This is a genomic window from Methylobacter tundripaludum, from assembly GCF_002934365.1.
GTDB lineage: Bacteria > Pseudomonadota > Gammaproteobacteria > Methylococcales > Methylomonadaceae > Methylobacter_A > Methylobacter_A tundripaludum_A.
This window is the reverse complement of the sequence record NZ_PTIY01000006.1, coordinates 111328-125709: the sequence shown is the minus strand read 5'-3', so window position 1 is coordinate 125709 and position 14382 is coordinate 111328. Positions and strand designations below refer to the sequence as shown.

General features: G+C 50.4%; 13 protein-coding genes and 1 other RNA gene. 9 read left to right on the top strand and 5 right to left on the bottom strand.

Annotated elements, in window-relative coordinates:
* The first annotated feature begins 32 nt into the window (after positions 1-32).
* Positions 33-680, top strand: coding sequence for a DUF2959 domain-containing protein (locus tag B0F88_RS09195; protein WP_258076609.1), 648 nt, complete (start codon positions 33-35; stop codon positions 678-680).
* Positions 681-683: 3 nt separating this feature from the next.
* Here the strand turns inward: B0F88_RS09195 and B0F88_RS09190 are convergent, their stop codons facing one another.
* Positions 684-1109: a hypothetical protein gene (locus tag B0F88_RS09190; RefSeq protein WP_104423641.1), complete on the bottom strand. Its 426-nt coding sequence runs from the start codon at positions 1107-1109 to the stop codon at positions 684-686.
* A 129-nt stretch (positions 1110-1238) separates the two neighbouring features.
* Between B0F88_RS09190 and B0F88_RS09185 the strand changes: the two genes are divergently transcribed.
* From B0F88_RS09185 to B0F88_RS09160, 6 genes are all read left to right on the top strand, one after another.
* On the top strand, positions 1239-2969 hold the full coding sequence (locus tag B0F88_RS09185; protein WP_104423640.1) for a GTPase domain-containing protein: 1731 nt from the start codon (positions 1239-1241) through the stop codon (positions 2967-2969).
* Positions 2950-4566 carry a GTPase domain-containing protein gene (locus tag B0F88_RS09180; protein WP_104423639.1) on the top strand — a complete coding sequence of 539 codons (1617 nt, stop codon included), beginning with the start codon at positions 2950-2952 and terminating at the stop codon, positions 4564-4566. The genes B0F88_RS09185 and B0F88_RS09180 overlap by 20 nt, the downstream gene beginning before the upstream one ends.
* Positions 4567-4849: 283 nt before the next feature.
* Positions 4850-5241: a transfer-messenger RNA gene (gene ssrA / locus B0F88_RS09175) on the top strand.
* Between the two features lie 334 nt (positions 5242-5575).
* On the top strand, positions 5576-6511 hold the full coding sequence (locus B0F88_RS09170) for a putative phage abortive infection protein (RefSeq protein ID WP_146083340.1): 936 nt from the start codon (positions 5576-5578) through the stop codon (positions 6509-6511).
* Between the two features lie 296 nt (positions 6512-6807).
* On the top strand, positions 6808-7086 hold the full coding sequence (locus B0F88_RS09165) for a BrnT family toxin (RefSeq protein ID WP_104423637.1): 279 nt from the start codon (positions 6808-6810) through the stop codon (positions 7084-7086).
* On the top strand, positions 7061-7339 hold the full coding sequence (locus tag B0F88_RS09160) for a BrnA antitoxin family protein (protein WP_104423636.1): 279 nt from the start codon (positions 7061-7063) through the stop codon (positions 7337-7339). Before B0F88_RS09165 ends, B0F88_RS09160 begins: the two co-directional genes overlap by 26 nt.
* Before the next feature lie 136 nt (positions 7340-7475).
* Here B0F88_RS09160 and B0F88_RS09155 read toward each other — a convergent pair whose 3' ends face one another.
* The 4 genes from B0F88_RS09155 to leuC all read right to left on the bottom strand — a co-directional run bounded on the left by B0F88_RS09155 (position 7476) and on the right by leuC (position 11551).
* Positions 7476-7670: a (2Fe-2S)-binding protein gene (locus tag B0F88_RS09155; protein WP_104423635.1), complete on the bottom strand. Its 195-nt coding sequence runs from the start codon at positions 7668-7670 to the stop codon at positions 7476-7478.
* 51 nt (positions 7671-7721) lie between these two features.
* A complete protein-coding gene (locus B0F88_RS09150) occupies positions 7722-9266 on the bottom strand; it encodes an alpha-isopropylmalate synthase regulatory domain-containing protein (RefSeq protein ID WP_104423634.1) in 1545 nt (514 codons plus the stop codon).
* 261 nt (positions 9267-9527) lie between these two features.
* Positions 9528-10139 (bottom strand): 3-isopropylmalate dehydratase small subunit, encoded by a 612-nt coding sequence (gene leuD / locus B0F88_RS09145; protein WP_104423633.1) that lies wholly within the window; start codon positions 10137-10139, stop codon positions 9528-9530.
* Between the two features lie 14 nt (positions 10140-10153).
* The gene (gene leuC, locus B0F88_RS09140) at positions 10154-11551 is read right to left on the bottom strand and encodes a 3-isopropylmalate dehydratase large subunit (protein WP_104423632.1); all 1398 of its coding nucleotides are present in this window, start codon (positions 11549-11551) and stop codon (positions 10154-10156) included.
* A 368-nt stretch (positions 11552-11919) separates the two neighbouring features.
* On the opposite strand from leuC, the gene B0F88_RS09135 reads away from it, so the two are divergent.
* The gene (locus tag B0F88_RS09135; RefSeq protein ID WP_104423744.1) at positions 11920-13191 is read left to right on the top strand and encodes a dicarboxylate/amino acid:cation symporter; all 1272 of its coding nucleotides are present in this window, start codon (positions 11920-11922) and stop codon (positions 13189-13191) included.
* 242 nt (positions 13192-13433) lie between these two features.
* A complete protein-coding gene (locus tag B0F88_RS09130) occupies positions 13434-14270 on the top strand; it encodes a thermonuclease family protein (protein WP_104423631.1) in 837 nt (278 codons plus the stop codon).
* Positions 14271-14382 lie beyond the last annotated feature (112 nt).

Below are 14382 nucleotides of genomic sequence, written 5' to 3'. Positions count from 1 at the left end.
ATACCCCGGCATCCAACGATTTGGTAAAAATATTGTTAAATTTAATCAGAGGCTTCCTCTCAAAAAAAATCCGCAACGTCTATTACAGCGCCAGGGAATCGATTGGCGAACATAAGCGCGATATAGTGGTTGCTCATGTCGAGCAGGCCTGCGTGGGTTTGCGGGAAACCAAAAATGAGTTTGAAGATGCGCTGGAGCGGTTTAAGACCCTGGTTTGCGTTAATGAGACGGCGCTGGACCATAAATATAACCTGCTGAACAGACAGTATCAGTTTTGCTGTGCCAAATCCGAAGCGGTCAGCAACAGAATCAGGGCGATCGAACAGGTCAGCGAGGCGCTGTTTAAAGAATGGGAAAGCGAACTGAATGAATACACGAACCGTAACTTGCGCTCACACAGCAAGCAGCAATTAAAGTTAGCCAGACAAAATTACGCCCGGCTTATCAAGTCCATGCAAAAGGCGGAAGCAAAAATTCAGCCGGTGCTGGCGGCATTCAAGGATCAGGTGTTGTATTTGAAGCACAACCTTAATGCCCAGGCTATCGCGGCATTAAGACATGAATTTATTGAGATAGGCATCGATATTTCCCAGCTGATCCGTGCAATGGAGCAGACCATCACTGAGGCAAGTCAATTTGTTGCAGTATTAACCGAACAAAAAGCCTTGCCTGGCCGGTAAGGCTTAGAGCTTGTACAAAACGTCGTTGGCTTTGTCTTTAGGGTCTTCTTTTGGGCCTTTACGGTTATCCTGGTCAATTCTTTCCTTGCCGAATTTGGCGATCATATCATCCCAGCTTGTGTATTTCTCGTAGCCTGCAAAACCGCTGTTTTTCCGTTGCTGATAAAGTTCTTTGCCCATTGCAATGATCTCTTCAGGTTTTTTACCGTCAACAGTATTAAGAAATTCTTTTTCACTTTTAATGGAATCGCGAAGCATCCAGAAAGACACTTCAAACTCAATGCGAGCATCGGGCGATAAGCGGTTTTTTAGCGCCTTTACTGATTTAAAAGCGGTGCGGGTAGTATGGCCATTAATTTGTGAGCCCTTGCTACATGCGATTAAAGAAGTGCAGCAGAGAATGAGCAGAAGAATAGGTAATTTCTTCATAAAGATAACCTCAAGTTTAAGTAGGGACGCATGTCATGCTATTTACATGGTTTGCGATGTTTATTATATAACGCTGGTTTGTCAAACGAAGTAAAATAGCAGGTCATTATAATCCTGAGCTGGCTTTTCATGCTGGAATTTATCCAATTATTAAAACAACGTTACCAGGCGGTTTCGGCTCAACTGGGCGCCGACTCTGTCAAAACAAGCTATCAACAACGGATCGATCAGCTTATTCTGGCTGAAGCCTTTATCCGTAAGGGCCAGCTGATTGCTGCGTCGCAGCAGCCGTTGTTGCAAATGGCCGTGGTGGGACCCACGCAGGCCGGAAAAAGTTCGCTGGCCAACGTGCTGTTAAACAGCAGCGCCGCCGGCGTCAGTCCGTTGGCGGGTTACACTATTCATCCTCAGGGTTTTTGCAACGGCGTCAGTATTGAAGACTGCAACGGCCTGCAACGTTATTTCGGCCGCTTCCAGCAGTTGCCGCAAACCCAGCTCAGCAAAGACCGGCACGATTGCTATTCGCTAAGCGAAAACACCACTGATTCAGGACTCTTGCCGCATGGCGTTTTATGGGATACGCCCGATTTCGACTCGATAGACTCGGCTACCTACCGGGAAGGCGTTATCAGGGCGATTGCGCTGGCGGATATGGTGATCCTGGTGGTCAGCAAGGAAAAATACGCCGATCAGTCGGTCTGGGACATCATGGCCGCTGTTGAAGAACTGCATCAGCCGACGATCATTTGCCTGAACAAGCTGGTTGAAGGGTCGGAATCGGTCATTATCGAGTCCTTAAAGGAAAAATGGCGGCATGCCAGAACCGATGAATTTCCCGAGGTCGTTCCGCTGTACTACCAAAAGCCGGGCGGGCTGCCGGTATGGCCCGAGTCCAGGCGTCAGTTGCTTAACCAACTGGCGAATAAAGTAAGGCGCGACAAGCACGCGCGTTTTGAGCAGGCGTTATTGAGAAGGCACTGGCAAACTTGGCTGGAACCTGTGTTTGCCGAACATCGGGTATTAAACGATTGGGCAGAATTAGTCGACCTGATGATAGGACAGGCGATGGAAAGTTACCAGCGCGATTACCTGAATCATCCGCATCATTATGAAACCTTTCAGCTTGCGATGACCGAACTGCTGCACTTAATGGAAATACCCGGATTAGAACGCGTTTTGGCCGGCACCCGCAAGGTCTTGACCTGGCCGGTCAGGCAGTTCATGAAGTTAGGCCGTAAGAGTCTGCATATTTCAGACAGCAGCTACGAAATAGCTTTGTTAAATCAAATAGCCGAACATACGCTGATTCAATTGTCCGACAAGCTGATCGACAAGACCGAACAAAGCCAGTGGTGGCGGCAGATCAACAGTGTGCTGCGCAGCCGGCGGCAGGACGTGTTACAGGATTTCGGGCTGGCGGCTAAAGATTATCACCTGTCTTTCCAGCAGGATGTGGAAAGCGCCGCGCATCGTTTGTATTACAAGCTGCAAGAACAGCCGGTGGTGCTCAATAGTTTACGCGCAACCCGTGCCACCGCCGATGCCGCCGTTATTGCGCTGACCTTGCAAATGGGCGGCATCGGCCTGCATGACCTGGTTGTCGCCCCGGCGATGCTGACAGTGACCTCGCTGCTGGCTGAAAGTGCGGTCGGCAGCTATATGCACAAAGTGGAAGCCGAATTAAAGCAGAACCAATTCGATACCGTCAAACAGGCGTTATTTGTCGGGAGCCTGCGCCTTAAACTGTTGCAGCTGCCCGAGCACTTATCGATGAATACTCATTTTAATATCTCCCCTGACCAGCTGCATGCGGCAGAGCTACAACTGACAGAAAAGCGACATGGCTTACGATTACTCTAGTTTGGTACAAACGACAAAACGCTGGGCCGAACAGGCGTCGGCGGCAGGCTGGATCAATGCCGACACTGCCCGGCAGTTAAGTGATGCCGATGCGAGAACGCCCGATACATTGTTTGATCATGACGGTTCCAGGCCGCTGATAGTCGCTTTCATGGGCGGCACCGGCGTCGGCAAGAGTTCATTGCTGAATCGCCTGGCAGGCAAAGCCATCGCCAGAGCCGGAGTCGAGCGGCCCACTTCGCGGGAAGTCACTCTTTATCATCACCATAGCGTTGCGATCAAGCATTTGCCCGAGCAACTGCCGCTGGCCCAAATCAAAACCGCCGAGCATGACAATGAGGCCAGGAAACATGTGATCTGGATCGACATGCCCGACTTCGACAGCACCGAGCAAAGCAACAAACACCAAGTGCTGGAATGGCTGCCGCATATCGACGTGCTGATCTACGTGGTCAGCCCCGAACGCTATCGCGACGAAAAAGCCTGGCGCTTGCTGCTTGCAGAGGGCGGCAGGCATGCCTGGCTGTTTGTGCTGAATCAGTGGGACAGAGGCCTGACAGAACAGTATGAAGATTTCAAGCGGCAACTGCATAAAGCGGGTTTTGCCGAGCCGATCATCTTCAAGACCGCCTGCGCCGAAGGCCTGCAAGTCGACGAGTTCGGCGCGTTGGAATCGACCATCAGCTCGTTGGCGACCGAGCATGTCGTTGCGCAACTGGAGCAACGAAGTTCGCAGGCCAGGAAAGACGAGTTAAAGAAAAACCTGGAAAACACCGGGCGGCTACTGGGGTCCACATCGGCGTTTCAACAATTACCGACGCTGTGGCAGGATCAATGGCGACGCTCAGCCCAAGTATTGCAACAGGGTTTTGCATGGCCTATCCAGCAATTAGCGCGGCACTATGCCGACCATGCTGCTGATTTATTAGGCAATCCGTCGGCTGCTAAATATGTAGCGACTGGTGCTAAACTCAACTTATGGGACGAGTGGGCCGAAGCCCGTTTCGACGACGCGCTGGATGAATTCGTGATCAATGCGGACCAGTTGGGCGTACCGGTGAGTCCGCTTAAAAAACAGCTGTCCGCATTACGGGAAAAAGTGCCCAAAATCGTCCAGGCTCAAAGCGAACTGGCCGCCAGGCAGGCCTTGGCGAATCCCGGCAATGCCTTGCATCGCGGCTTTTTAAAGTTCATGCGCCTATGTGAAATCGTCCTGCCGCTTGCCGCCATCTGTTGGGTCGGCTATCAGGTTTTTATCGGCTATTACACCAGCAACATGACCGATGTAGCTTATTTGGGCGTGGACTTTGCGATACATAGCGGCTTGTTAATCGCCATTACTTGGCTGACACCTTTTTTCATCCTGAAAAAATTAAAGCCGTCGCTGGAAAAAAGCGCCTTAAGGGGACTAAACAAAGGGTTAAACAATGCGCTTACCATGATCGATGGCGGTGTGCTGCTGGTGATAGAAAACATCTGTGCTCAGCATGTCGAGCAGATCAGCCGGCTTGACGGGATTATCGAGCAGTGCGGAGCCGCTGACCGGCAGCTACCAATAGACAGCAACAGTCCCTTGGCTAGGATGCTGATTGATTAACACGATGCTTTTATTCCCTCTCTCCTGTTGGAGAGGGCTAGGAGACGACTGCATGGATGCAGGAGGTAGAGCAATGCAGGAGCGATTGCCGAGGAAAATTAAAAAATAAGGATTTTGACGTACAGAAACGACAGTCAAGGCTTTGCCGTCCTGAGCCCTTCAGCTGCGCTCAGGAGAGCCCTGGCGGAGGATGAACGGTAAAGCCCCCTGGAACCCTTATAAATACCGGGCTAAAAAAATAATTGTACAATTTTTATACAATTCGTATATTATACACATCACGGGGGGCGACATGGCTTCGACGTGGGTAGCGAAACCTTAAGCGCATGCCGAGGACAGTACACCTCGTAAAATCTACTGAAACTAAAGTATTCGCAAATGACGAAAACTACTCAATGGCTTTAGCTGCTTAAAACCAGCACCATTCCTCTGACCATCTGTGCTTATGCGGGTGGAGTTTTTAGTACCTTTTAGGTATGAAAGGCGCTCAGAGGTCATCTACATAAGATCGCGCCAAAATCTGTCCGGTGTGGCGGCGCTAAAACCTTACGGAATCGCTGGTGATTTTCTTGGCCCGACGGGTAGTCACTAGCTAAATCAAAAGTGCGGGATAAGCATGTAGACCTTGTGGCGGAGTACTTGCGGACGCGGGTTCAATTCCCGCCGCCTCCACCAAATTATTAAACCGATATATAGAAACCCGCAAGCCGAGAGGCTTAGCGGGTTTTTTATTGCTCAGCGAAATACAACAAAAATGCCGAAATAATCTGTGATTTGTAGGGATATGCTCACAATCTGATTTGTTACATTAACCTGAAATTTGATGTTGATAGTGCCGAAGAAGCTGTTTTTTCTGATTTTTCAGCAGGACAGCGCTTTACAATCCGCCAATCAACACACAACGTCAATTACAGTCCGTCGCAGTTGCGGTGAATTGCCTAACGGCGAATCCACCTGCGCACTACGTTGAAATAATAAGAAAAATTAAATGAATTGGAGTTACGTCAATATGAGTAATAAAGAACCTGACAAGAAAACTGAATCCGCGGTACCCAAAAAGTCAACCAATATACTTTTATGGATAGTGGTTGTTATTGCTTCCTTAGTCGTAGCGATAGTCTTTTGGAACTATTTTTCTCACTTTAATGATTCACCATTTAGTGGTAAAGCAGATGCGGGCCAATTTGGTGATTATATCGGCGGGACACTGAATCCAATCTTGAGTTTTTTAAGCTTGATTGCCTTGTTGTGGACTATAGGCATCCAGACCAAAGAGCTTGAACTAACAAGGAATGAGCTTGATTTAACCCGAAAGGAACTTAGCCGTAGTGCATCTGCTCAGGAAGACACAAAGAAAATTCTTGATAAACAATCAGAAACTTTAGCAAGGCAACAGTTCGAAAGTACTTTTTTCTCGCTGCTTGATCAGCATAATAAAGCGCTGGAGGCCATTAGCACAAGTCCAGATGTCACCAGATACAGTCACGTTAAACTTATCTATCGTTCTATATTTTTGGAATCAGATTTTACGAACTTAGCATCAGCAAAGGTAGCTCTTGAAAAGAAAAATAACGTTTGCGGGCACTACTTCAGGGTTCTATATCAACTGTTAAAATTCATAGCTATAAACGCTCCAGGCAGCACAATTGGTGCAGCACTCGAAGCAGATAAAATCCAGTCTTCAGACGTGCTGGCCAATGAAAAAATGTACAGTAATATTGTTCGCTCATTCCTTGGTTATGACATTACTCAATTGTTGGCGATCAATTGTTATTGTACGGATGCCAATGATACATATTGGAAATATAAGCTTTTAATCGAAAGATATGCGTTTTTAGAGCATATGCCTTTTGAAGTGAATAACGGAGGACACCCTATTCTGAATGAAACAAAGAATGCTTATGAAAAAAATGCTTTTGGAAATAGCGAATTCATAACGCGCTAAGGATCGTAGCCAAGAAGTTCGAGAAACTGCGTTTCGTTGCCCGACCCGACTATTAAACCTTATGCGGCGTTAACCCACGTGTCTCCCCCTGGTTTTACTATCTCCGCTAATTTGGAATCCATAATCAGAACGCTGTATCAATGAAGGTAGGTAAAGAGGTGCACAGCATAAATGTCAGGACGTAGAATTGTCTCTACAGGGCTTTGATTATCGGTGGCGCGGATCGTCCTCAAACATTTCAGCCCATTGCTGACAATATACTGGCTTAAATATTTTTTTGTTACTACAATAAAATAATGCGAATCGACTTTGACCCGGCCAAAAACGCTAAGAACATCATGGAACGCAGTTTGAGCTTTGAACGCGCGGCGGAGTTTGATTTTTTGTCGGCAACCTTCCTGATTGACGAGCGGCAGGATTATGGCGAACAGCGCCAAATCGCTATCGGTTATCTGGATGGACGATTACATTTTCTTTGTTTTGTGCAAATTCCTGACGGCATCCGCGTCGTGAGCTTTCGCAAGGCCAACAGTAGAGAGGCGCGTAAATATGACAAACCAATTACCCTTAACTGACGCGGACGGCGAAGTACGTGAGCTTACCGAAGAAGATTTTAAAAACGCCGTGCCGTTTTCCGCCTTGCCTGAATCGTTACAAGCCACGCTACGAGGCTTAAAAAGACGTGGTAAGCAACAGTCGCCCACCAAGGTATCTACTACGGTGCGTTTTGACCGCGATGTGCTGGACGCATTTCGAGCTACAGGTCGCGGCTGGCAATCGCGGATGAATGAAGCGCTGAAGGAGTGGCTTAAGGAGCATGCCGCCTGATCAAGCACCTGGGTTTGGCGTCGTTCCGACGCAACTCATTCGGCAATGCTCCGGCGATTGCTAACCGTGACGCTGGCGCGTTACTAACTGCGTTCCCACACAGGAGGGAACGATGAATGAAAGGGTGGCAAGCACCTCAATCGGTTCTATTCCCGGCCAGCAATTCCAATATTGAAGCATCGCAAGCGCCGCAGCCTGAGCATGCACCGGTCATTCTGGATATTCTGTCCAGATCGTCGACTCCCTTATTAACAAGTTCCTTAATTTGCTGTTTAGTGGTTCCGCTACAGTGGCAAATAACGTCGTTTTTATACGGGTTAATATCATTCATAGCGTGCTTAGGCTTCTGTATTGCTCTGCATGCATCGCGAGACAATGATTTTCAGGTCTGACTAAAACCCAGTTCGTGCAGCTGCATGTTGATGATTTTAAGCGCGGCCAATACCGCAGCAAAAACCTGGTTGGAATGCACGGCGCGGGTTTTGCGCAGTTCGTCGCCGCAATTCCAGGTGATGACGCACTCGGTTAAGGCGCTGGTATGTCCGCCTCTGGGTATCCGTATTTCAAAGTCGGCCAGTGCGGGCAGGGTGTAGTTGTGTTGCTGCATGACTTTGTTGATGGCGTCGACGAATGCGTCAAAGCCGCCGTTGCCGGAACCGGATGCAATGTGCGTCGCGCCCATCACTTTGACTCGCAGGCTGGCAGTCGATTCCAAATCCAAACCGCTGGTGATCGAGCAGTTCAGCAGTTTGATATGCTGGTAACTCTTGCTCTCCAACACGTCGGCAATGATAAAGGGCAGGTCGTCGGTGGTGATGGTCTCTTTTGAATCGCCGAGGCTGACGATCCGGGCCAGCACTTTTTTCTGGTTCTCTTCCGACAGGTCGAGTTCCAGCATTTCCAGATTCTTTTTCAGCGACGCTTTGCCGCTCATCTTGCCCAAGGCGTAGCTACGGGTGCGGGAGAAACGTTCCGGGCCCAATTTGGTTTTGTACAGTCCGCCTTTTTGATCGCCGTCGGCATGGATGCCTGCGGTTTGGGTGAAAACATCGGCCCCGACGATCGGCGCATTGGCGGCGATGCGTTTGCCGGAAAAGTTTTCGACCATAGAGCTGATGCGGACGATATGGCTTTCATCGATCGACAGCTGCATGTTCATTTTATCGCGCAACACCACGGCCACTTCGGCCATTGAGGCATTGCCCGCGCGCTCGCCGAGGCAGTTAACGGTGCAGTGTATCGCGTTGACGCCGGCGCGAACCGCTTCCATCACGTTGGCGGTCGCCAGGCCGTAATCGTTGTGCGGATGAAAATCGAATTGCAGCTTCGGGTAGCGGCTGCACATGTCGCTGAAGCTTGAGAACACTTCGGCAGGCGACAACACGCCGAGGGTATCGGGCAGCATGAAATGATTGATGCCCGCGTTTTGCAGGTTGTCCATCAAACCGTAAACATAATCCCGGTCGTCTCGATAGCCGTTAGACCAGTCTTCAAGATAGACGTTGACTTTCAGGCCCTTTTCCAGCGCGTAGTTGACGGTTTGCAAGACATCTGCGGTATGTTCGGCGAGCGTTTTGCCCAATTGTACGCGGCAATGCTTTTCGCTGCCTTTGATCAGCAGGTTGATCACGTCGCCGCCGGTTTCCAGTATCCAGTCGACGCTGCGCGTGTGATCGACAAAACCCAGGACTTCAACGCGTCCGGCAAAGCCTTCCTGTTTCGCCCACTCGTTAATGCTGGTGACCGCTTCTTTTTCACCCTGGGAGACGCGGGCGGAGGCGACTTCAATCCGGTCAACCCGCAGAGATTGCAACAGGGCTTTGGCAATACTGACTTTTTCCACCGGCGTAAAGGAAACGCCTTGAGTTTGCTCGCCATCACGCAAGGTGGTGTCCATCAGCTGGATATGTCTTGAATCGGTGGACATGGTTGTCGCCTGTGCTCTCAATGTAAGCGGATTGATTAAAGTTTCTGTTGGGTTACAACTGCATGGGCCGGTTTGCTCCGGCTTCCATGCCCAATGCTGCTGATTTTAGAAGATACGCTCTCTCCTTCAGGGAGAAGGTTGGGATGAGGGGATAAAAAGCTTATTTTGGTTCCCCTCACCCAACCCTCTCGGCAATTGCTCCTGCATTGCTCTACTACCTACATCCTTGTAGGTATCCCGCTGGAGAGGGCTTTGCGCTGCTTAAACCCAAAGCCAAGGAAAGTTTTGCTTATGCTGCTGTTCATACTGCGTGATCTTATCAACATGCTTTAAGGTCAAGCCGATGTCATCCAGTCCGCTCAACAGGTTGCCTTTGCGGAACGGGTCGATCTCAAAGCTGAAGCTATTGCCGCCAGGTGTGGTGACCTGTTGATTTTCAAGGTCGACGACAAAACGCACGCCTTCGTTGGCCGCAATTTCGGCCATCAATTTATCCAGCTGAGCTTTATCGACTTTGATCGCCAGAATGCCGTTTTTGAAACAGTTGTTGTAGAAAATATCGGCATAGCTGGTGGAAATGATGGTGTTAAAACCATAATCGGCAATTGCCCAAGGCGCGTGTTCGCGTGACGAGCCGCAGCCGAAGTTGTCGCCGACGACCAGGATTTTAGCGCCCTTGAATGCAGGCTTGTTCAGCTCGAATTGCGGGTTGTCGCTGCCGTCGTCGTTAAAACGCCAGTCGTGAAAAAGATGCTGACCAAAACCGCTGCGTTCCACTTTTTTCAGGAACTGCTTGGGGATAATCTGGTCGGTATCGACGTTGCTGCGGTTCATCAATGCCGCGATGCTTTCATGTTTTTTGTACGGTTCCATAATTCTTTCCGATCTTATAGTTTGCGAATATCGACAAAATGGCCTGCCGCCGCTGCGGCCGCCGCCATTGCAGGCGAAACCAAGTGCGTGCGTCCGCCTTTACCTTGGCGGCCTTCAAAATTCCGGTTTGAAGTCGAAGCGCAACGTTGGCCTGGAGTCAATTCATCGCCATTCATCGCCAGGCACATCGAGCATCCGGGCTCGCGCCATTGCCAACCGGCATCGATAAAGATTTTATCCAAGCCTTCGGCTTCGGCCTGTTGCTTGACGTGATAGGAACCGGGGACTGCAATCGCGGTGACGCCGCCCGCTACTTTGGTGCCTTTTGCCACTTCGGCGGCGATCCGAAAATCTTCGATACGGCCGTTGGTGCAGGAGCCGATAAAAACATAATCTATCGCAATGTCGGTTATTTTGGTGTTCGGTTTTAAGCCCATATAGGCCAGCGCGCCCTCGCAGGCTTTGCGTTTTGTTTCGTCGGCAAAGCTTTCGGGGGCAGGCACAACGCTATCGACGCCGGCCACTTGTTCAGGCGACGTTCCCCATGATACTTGAGGGGCAATATCGGCTGCATCCAGCGTGACGACAGCATCGAATACCGCGCCTTCATCGCTGGGCAGGCTCTTCCAGTAAGCCAGCGCCTGATCCCAGTATTGACCGGATGGCGCAAACTCGCGGCCTTTAAGATATTCGTAAGTTTTTTCGTCCGGTGCGACCAATCCTGCTCTGGCTCCGGCTTCAATCGCCATGTTGCACAGCGTCATCCGGCCTTCCATCGACAGTTCCCTGATCGCCGAGCCGGTATATTCGATGACATAACCGGTGCCGCCTGCCGTGCCTATTTTGCCGGTAATCGCCAGCGCAATGTCTTTCGCAGACGCGTATTTGGATAACGCGCCGTTGACCACGACCTGCATGGTTTTGGATTTTTTCTGCGGCAGGGTTTGAGTCGCCATTACATGCTCAACCTCGGACGTGCCGATGCCGAAAGCCAGTGCGCCGAACGCGCCATGCGTTGCGGTATGGCTGTCGCCGCAGACCACGACCATGCCGGGGTGGACGAAACCGTGCTCAGGCACCACGACATGAATTACGCCGTTGTTCGGGTTTTTCATGTCGTACAGGTTCAGGCCGTTTTCGAGGCAGTTTTCGGCCATGGTTTCGATCTGCTTTTTAGCAATCGGGTCGGCAATCGGCAGGTCGCGATTTTTGGTCGGTACGCAGTGATCCATCGTAGCCAGAATGCTGTGCGGATTGCGCACCTTGCGACCTGACAAACGCAGGCCTTCAAAGGCCTGTGGACTGGTGACTTCATGCATCAAATGCCGGTCAACATAAAGCAAAGGAGCTTGCCCGGCCTCGTCAACGACAAGGTGGCTGTCCCAGATTTTTTCGTACATGGTCTTTTTCATAGCGTATTCCAAAGCTTGCACAGCGGCTCTATATCGAGCGTATGGCGTGTTACGGGGGCAATCAAAAGCATAGTAAAGCTTATGCGTAGCCGTATATTATCCTCTAAAAGAGAGCTAATTTGCAATTTGACAGAAACACTCTCGCGCCGGAGAGTCGGGTATATCGAGAATGGGGGTGTTATGGCAAAAAATCAAGTCGGTTTTTGATGGTTTATCAGTGGGTTTTGATAGCTCTATTGCCTACCGTCGGCTATCAAGGCTGCCTGTCGATGCTAAATAAAGGCGCCGTTTCATTTACAGATGCAATATCGAATACAATCAGCCTTTCTTTATTTGAAACTGTATTTTTACCCATCGGAAGGTTATCCGTGCAAATTGCTTATGCACCTAAAAAGCTTTATCAGCATCTGTATTTTCAAGTCCTGACCGCTATTTTTATCGGCATTCTGCTTGGTCATTTCTACCCTGAAACCGGTGTTGCGATGAAGCCTCTCGGCGACGGCTTCATCAAGCTGATTAAGATGATCATCGCGCCGATTATTTTCTGCACCGTGGTAACCGGCATTGCCGGTATGCAGGTCTTGGATAAGGTAGGCCGCGTCGGCATTAAGGCGCTGCTGTATTTTGAAGTCGTCAGTACGCTGGCGTTGCTCATCGGACTGGTTGTCGTGCATGCCATTAAACCCGGCGCGGGCATGAATGTCGATGCAAGCGCGCTGGATGCCACTGGCCTCACCGCTTATACCGCCGCCGCGAAAACGCAGAATACGGTCGATTTCCTGCTCAACATTATTCCTGCCAGCGTAATCGATGCGTTTGCCAAAGGCGACATATTGCAGGTTTTGCTGTTTTCACTGCTGTTCGGCTTTTCTCTGGCCGCGATGAAGGAGACGGGGGCGGAAGTGGTGGCGTTCATCAACAAGGTTTCACAGGCCTTGTTCGGCATTGTCGAAACCATTATGAAGCTGGCCCCGATCGGCGCTTTCGGCGCGATGGCGTTTACCATCGGCAAGTACGGTGTGGCGTCTCTGGTGCCGCTGGCGAGTTTAATGGGCAGTTTTTATCTGACCTGTCTGTTGTTTATCTTTATCGTACTCGGGTCGATCGCACGATTCGCAGGTTTCAGCATCATCAAATTCATCGCTTATATCAAGGACGAGCTGTTGATTGTGTTAGGCACGTCGTCGTCGGAATCGGTGTTGCCGCGCATCATGGCCAAACTGGAAAGGTTGGGATGTTCCAAGTCCGTAGTCGGCCTGGTCATTCCGACCGGTTACTCGTTCAACCTCGACGGCACCTCGATTTATCTGGCGATGGCCGCTGTTTTTGTCGCCCAGGCCACTAACACCCCATTGACCATGACGCAGGAGCTGACCTTGCTCGGCGTGTTGCTGCTGACCTCGAAAGGCGCGGCAGGCGTGACCGGCAGCGGCTTCATCACCCTGGCGGCAACGCTCTCGGTTATTCCGACTATTCCTGTTGCGGGACTTGCGCTGATTTTGGGGATAGACCGCTTCATGTCCGAAGCCCGCGCCTTGACCAATCTTATCGGCAACGGCGTCGCCACCGTGGTTGCCGCGAAATGGGAAAACGAATTGGATATGCAAAAATTTGATGCTGAGTTGAATACTCCGCAGTGATGTTCATTTAACAATGGAACTCGGATTGGGCGGATTTAAACGGATAAAAAAGGCAAAAGGCAAAAGGCAAAAGGCGAAGGGCGAAGGGCGAAGGGCGAAGGGCGAAGGGCGAAGGGCGAAAAAACGCCTTTCTTCTTTTGCCGTGATTTTTATAGAGAGGCTCGGTTTTTTCCGTGTTTATCAGTTAAATCCGTGCCATCCGTGTTCTATTTACTCATTTACTCATTTACACAGACAGACTCATGAGAATTTTACTGGTTTTATTATTATGCCTGCCCGGCTGGGCTAACGCCGAAATCTACGAATGGAGGGACGCGAACGGTAGCACGCATTTTTCCGACCGGCCGGTTGCCGATGCAAAAACAGTCGATATAAAACCGGGCTATGATTTTTACAAGGTCAAGACGGTTTACGACGGCGACACGGTGGTGTTGGAGGATAGCCGTAAAATCCGCTTATTGGGCATCAATACGCCGGAGGTTCAGCACCGGGATAAGCCTGCCGATGCGGGCGGCGACGAAGCCAAGCACTGGCTGAGCGACAAGCTGAAAAACACCAGGGTACGCCTTGAAATCGGCGTCGAAAAAACCGATAAGTACGGCAGAACATTGGCGCATTTGTTCACCGAAAACAAAGAACATATTAATCTGCAACTCGTTGAAGCGGGCTTGGCGGCGGTCAGCATCTATCCGCCCGAGCTGCGTTACGTTAACGAGTTGGTTAAGGCTCAAGATAAGGCGGAGCAAGCCAAAATCGGTGTTTGGGGGCGGCCGGAATATGCCGCAACACCGGTCGGCAGCCTTACCGAAGCCGGGCATCCGGGCTGGACGCGTCTGGTCGGCAAGGTGGCTAATATCCGCAAGACCCGGAAGTCGGTTTACCTGGAATTCTCCCCTGTCCTGAGCGCAGCCGAAGGGGATACCTTTGAGGCGCGCATCGAAAGCAAATGGTTGGATTTATTCCCCGATGTTAACGGCTATTTGGGCAAAACCATCGAAGTGCGCGGCTGGCTGAACAAAAACAAGGGGCATTGGTCGATGTTGATCCGTCATCCGAGTGCGGTTAAGGAAAATCCCTAACTACTTAGCAGGTAGGCAGAAATATTTAGTTCACCACGAAGGGCATGAAGAAACAAAACTTCGTGCCCTCGACAATTGCTCCTGCATTCATGCAGTCGTCCGCGTCTTCGTG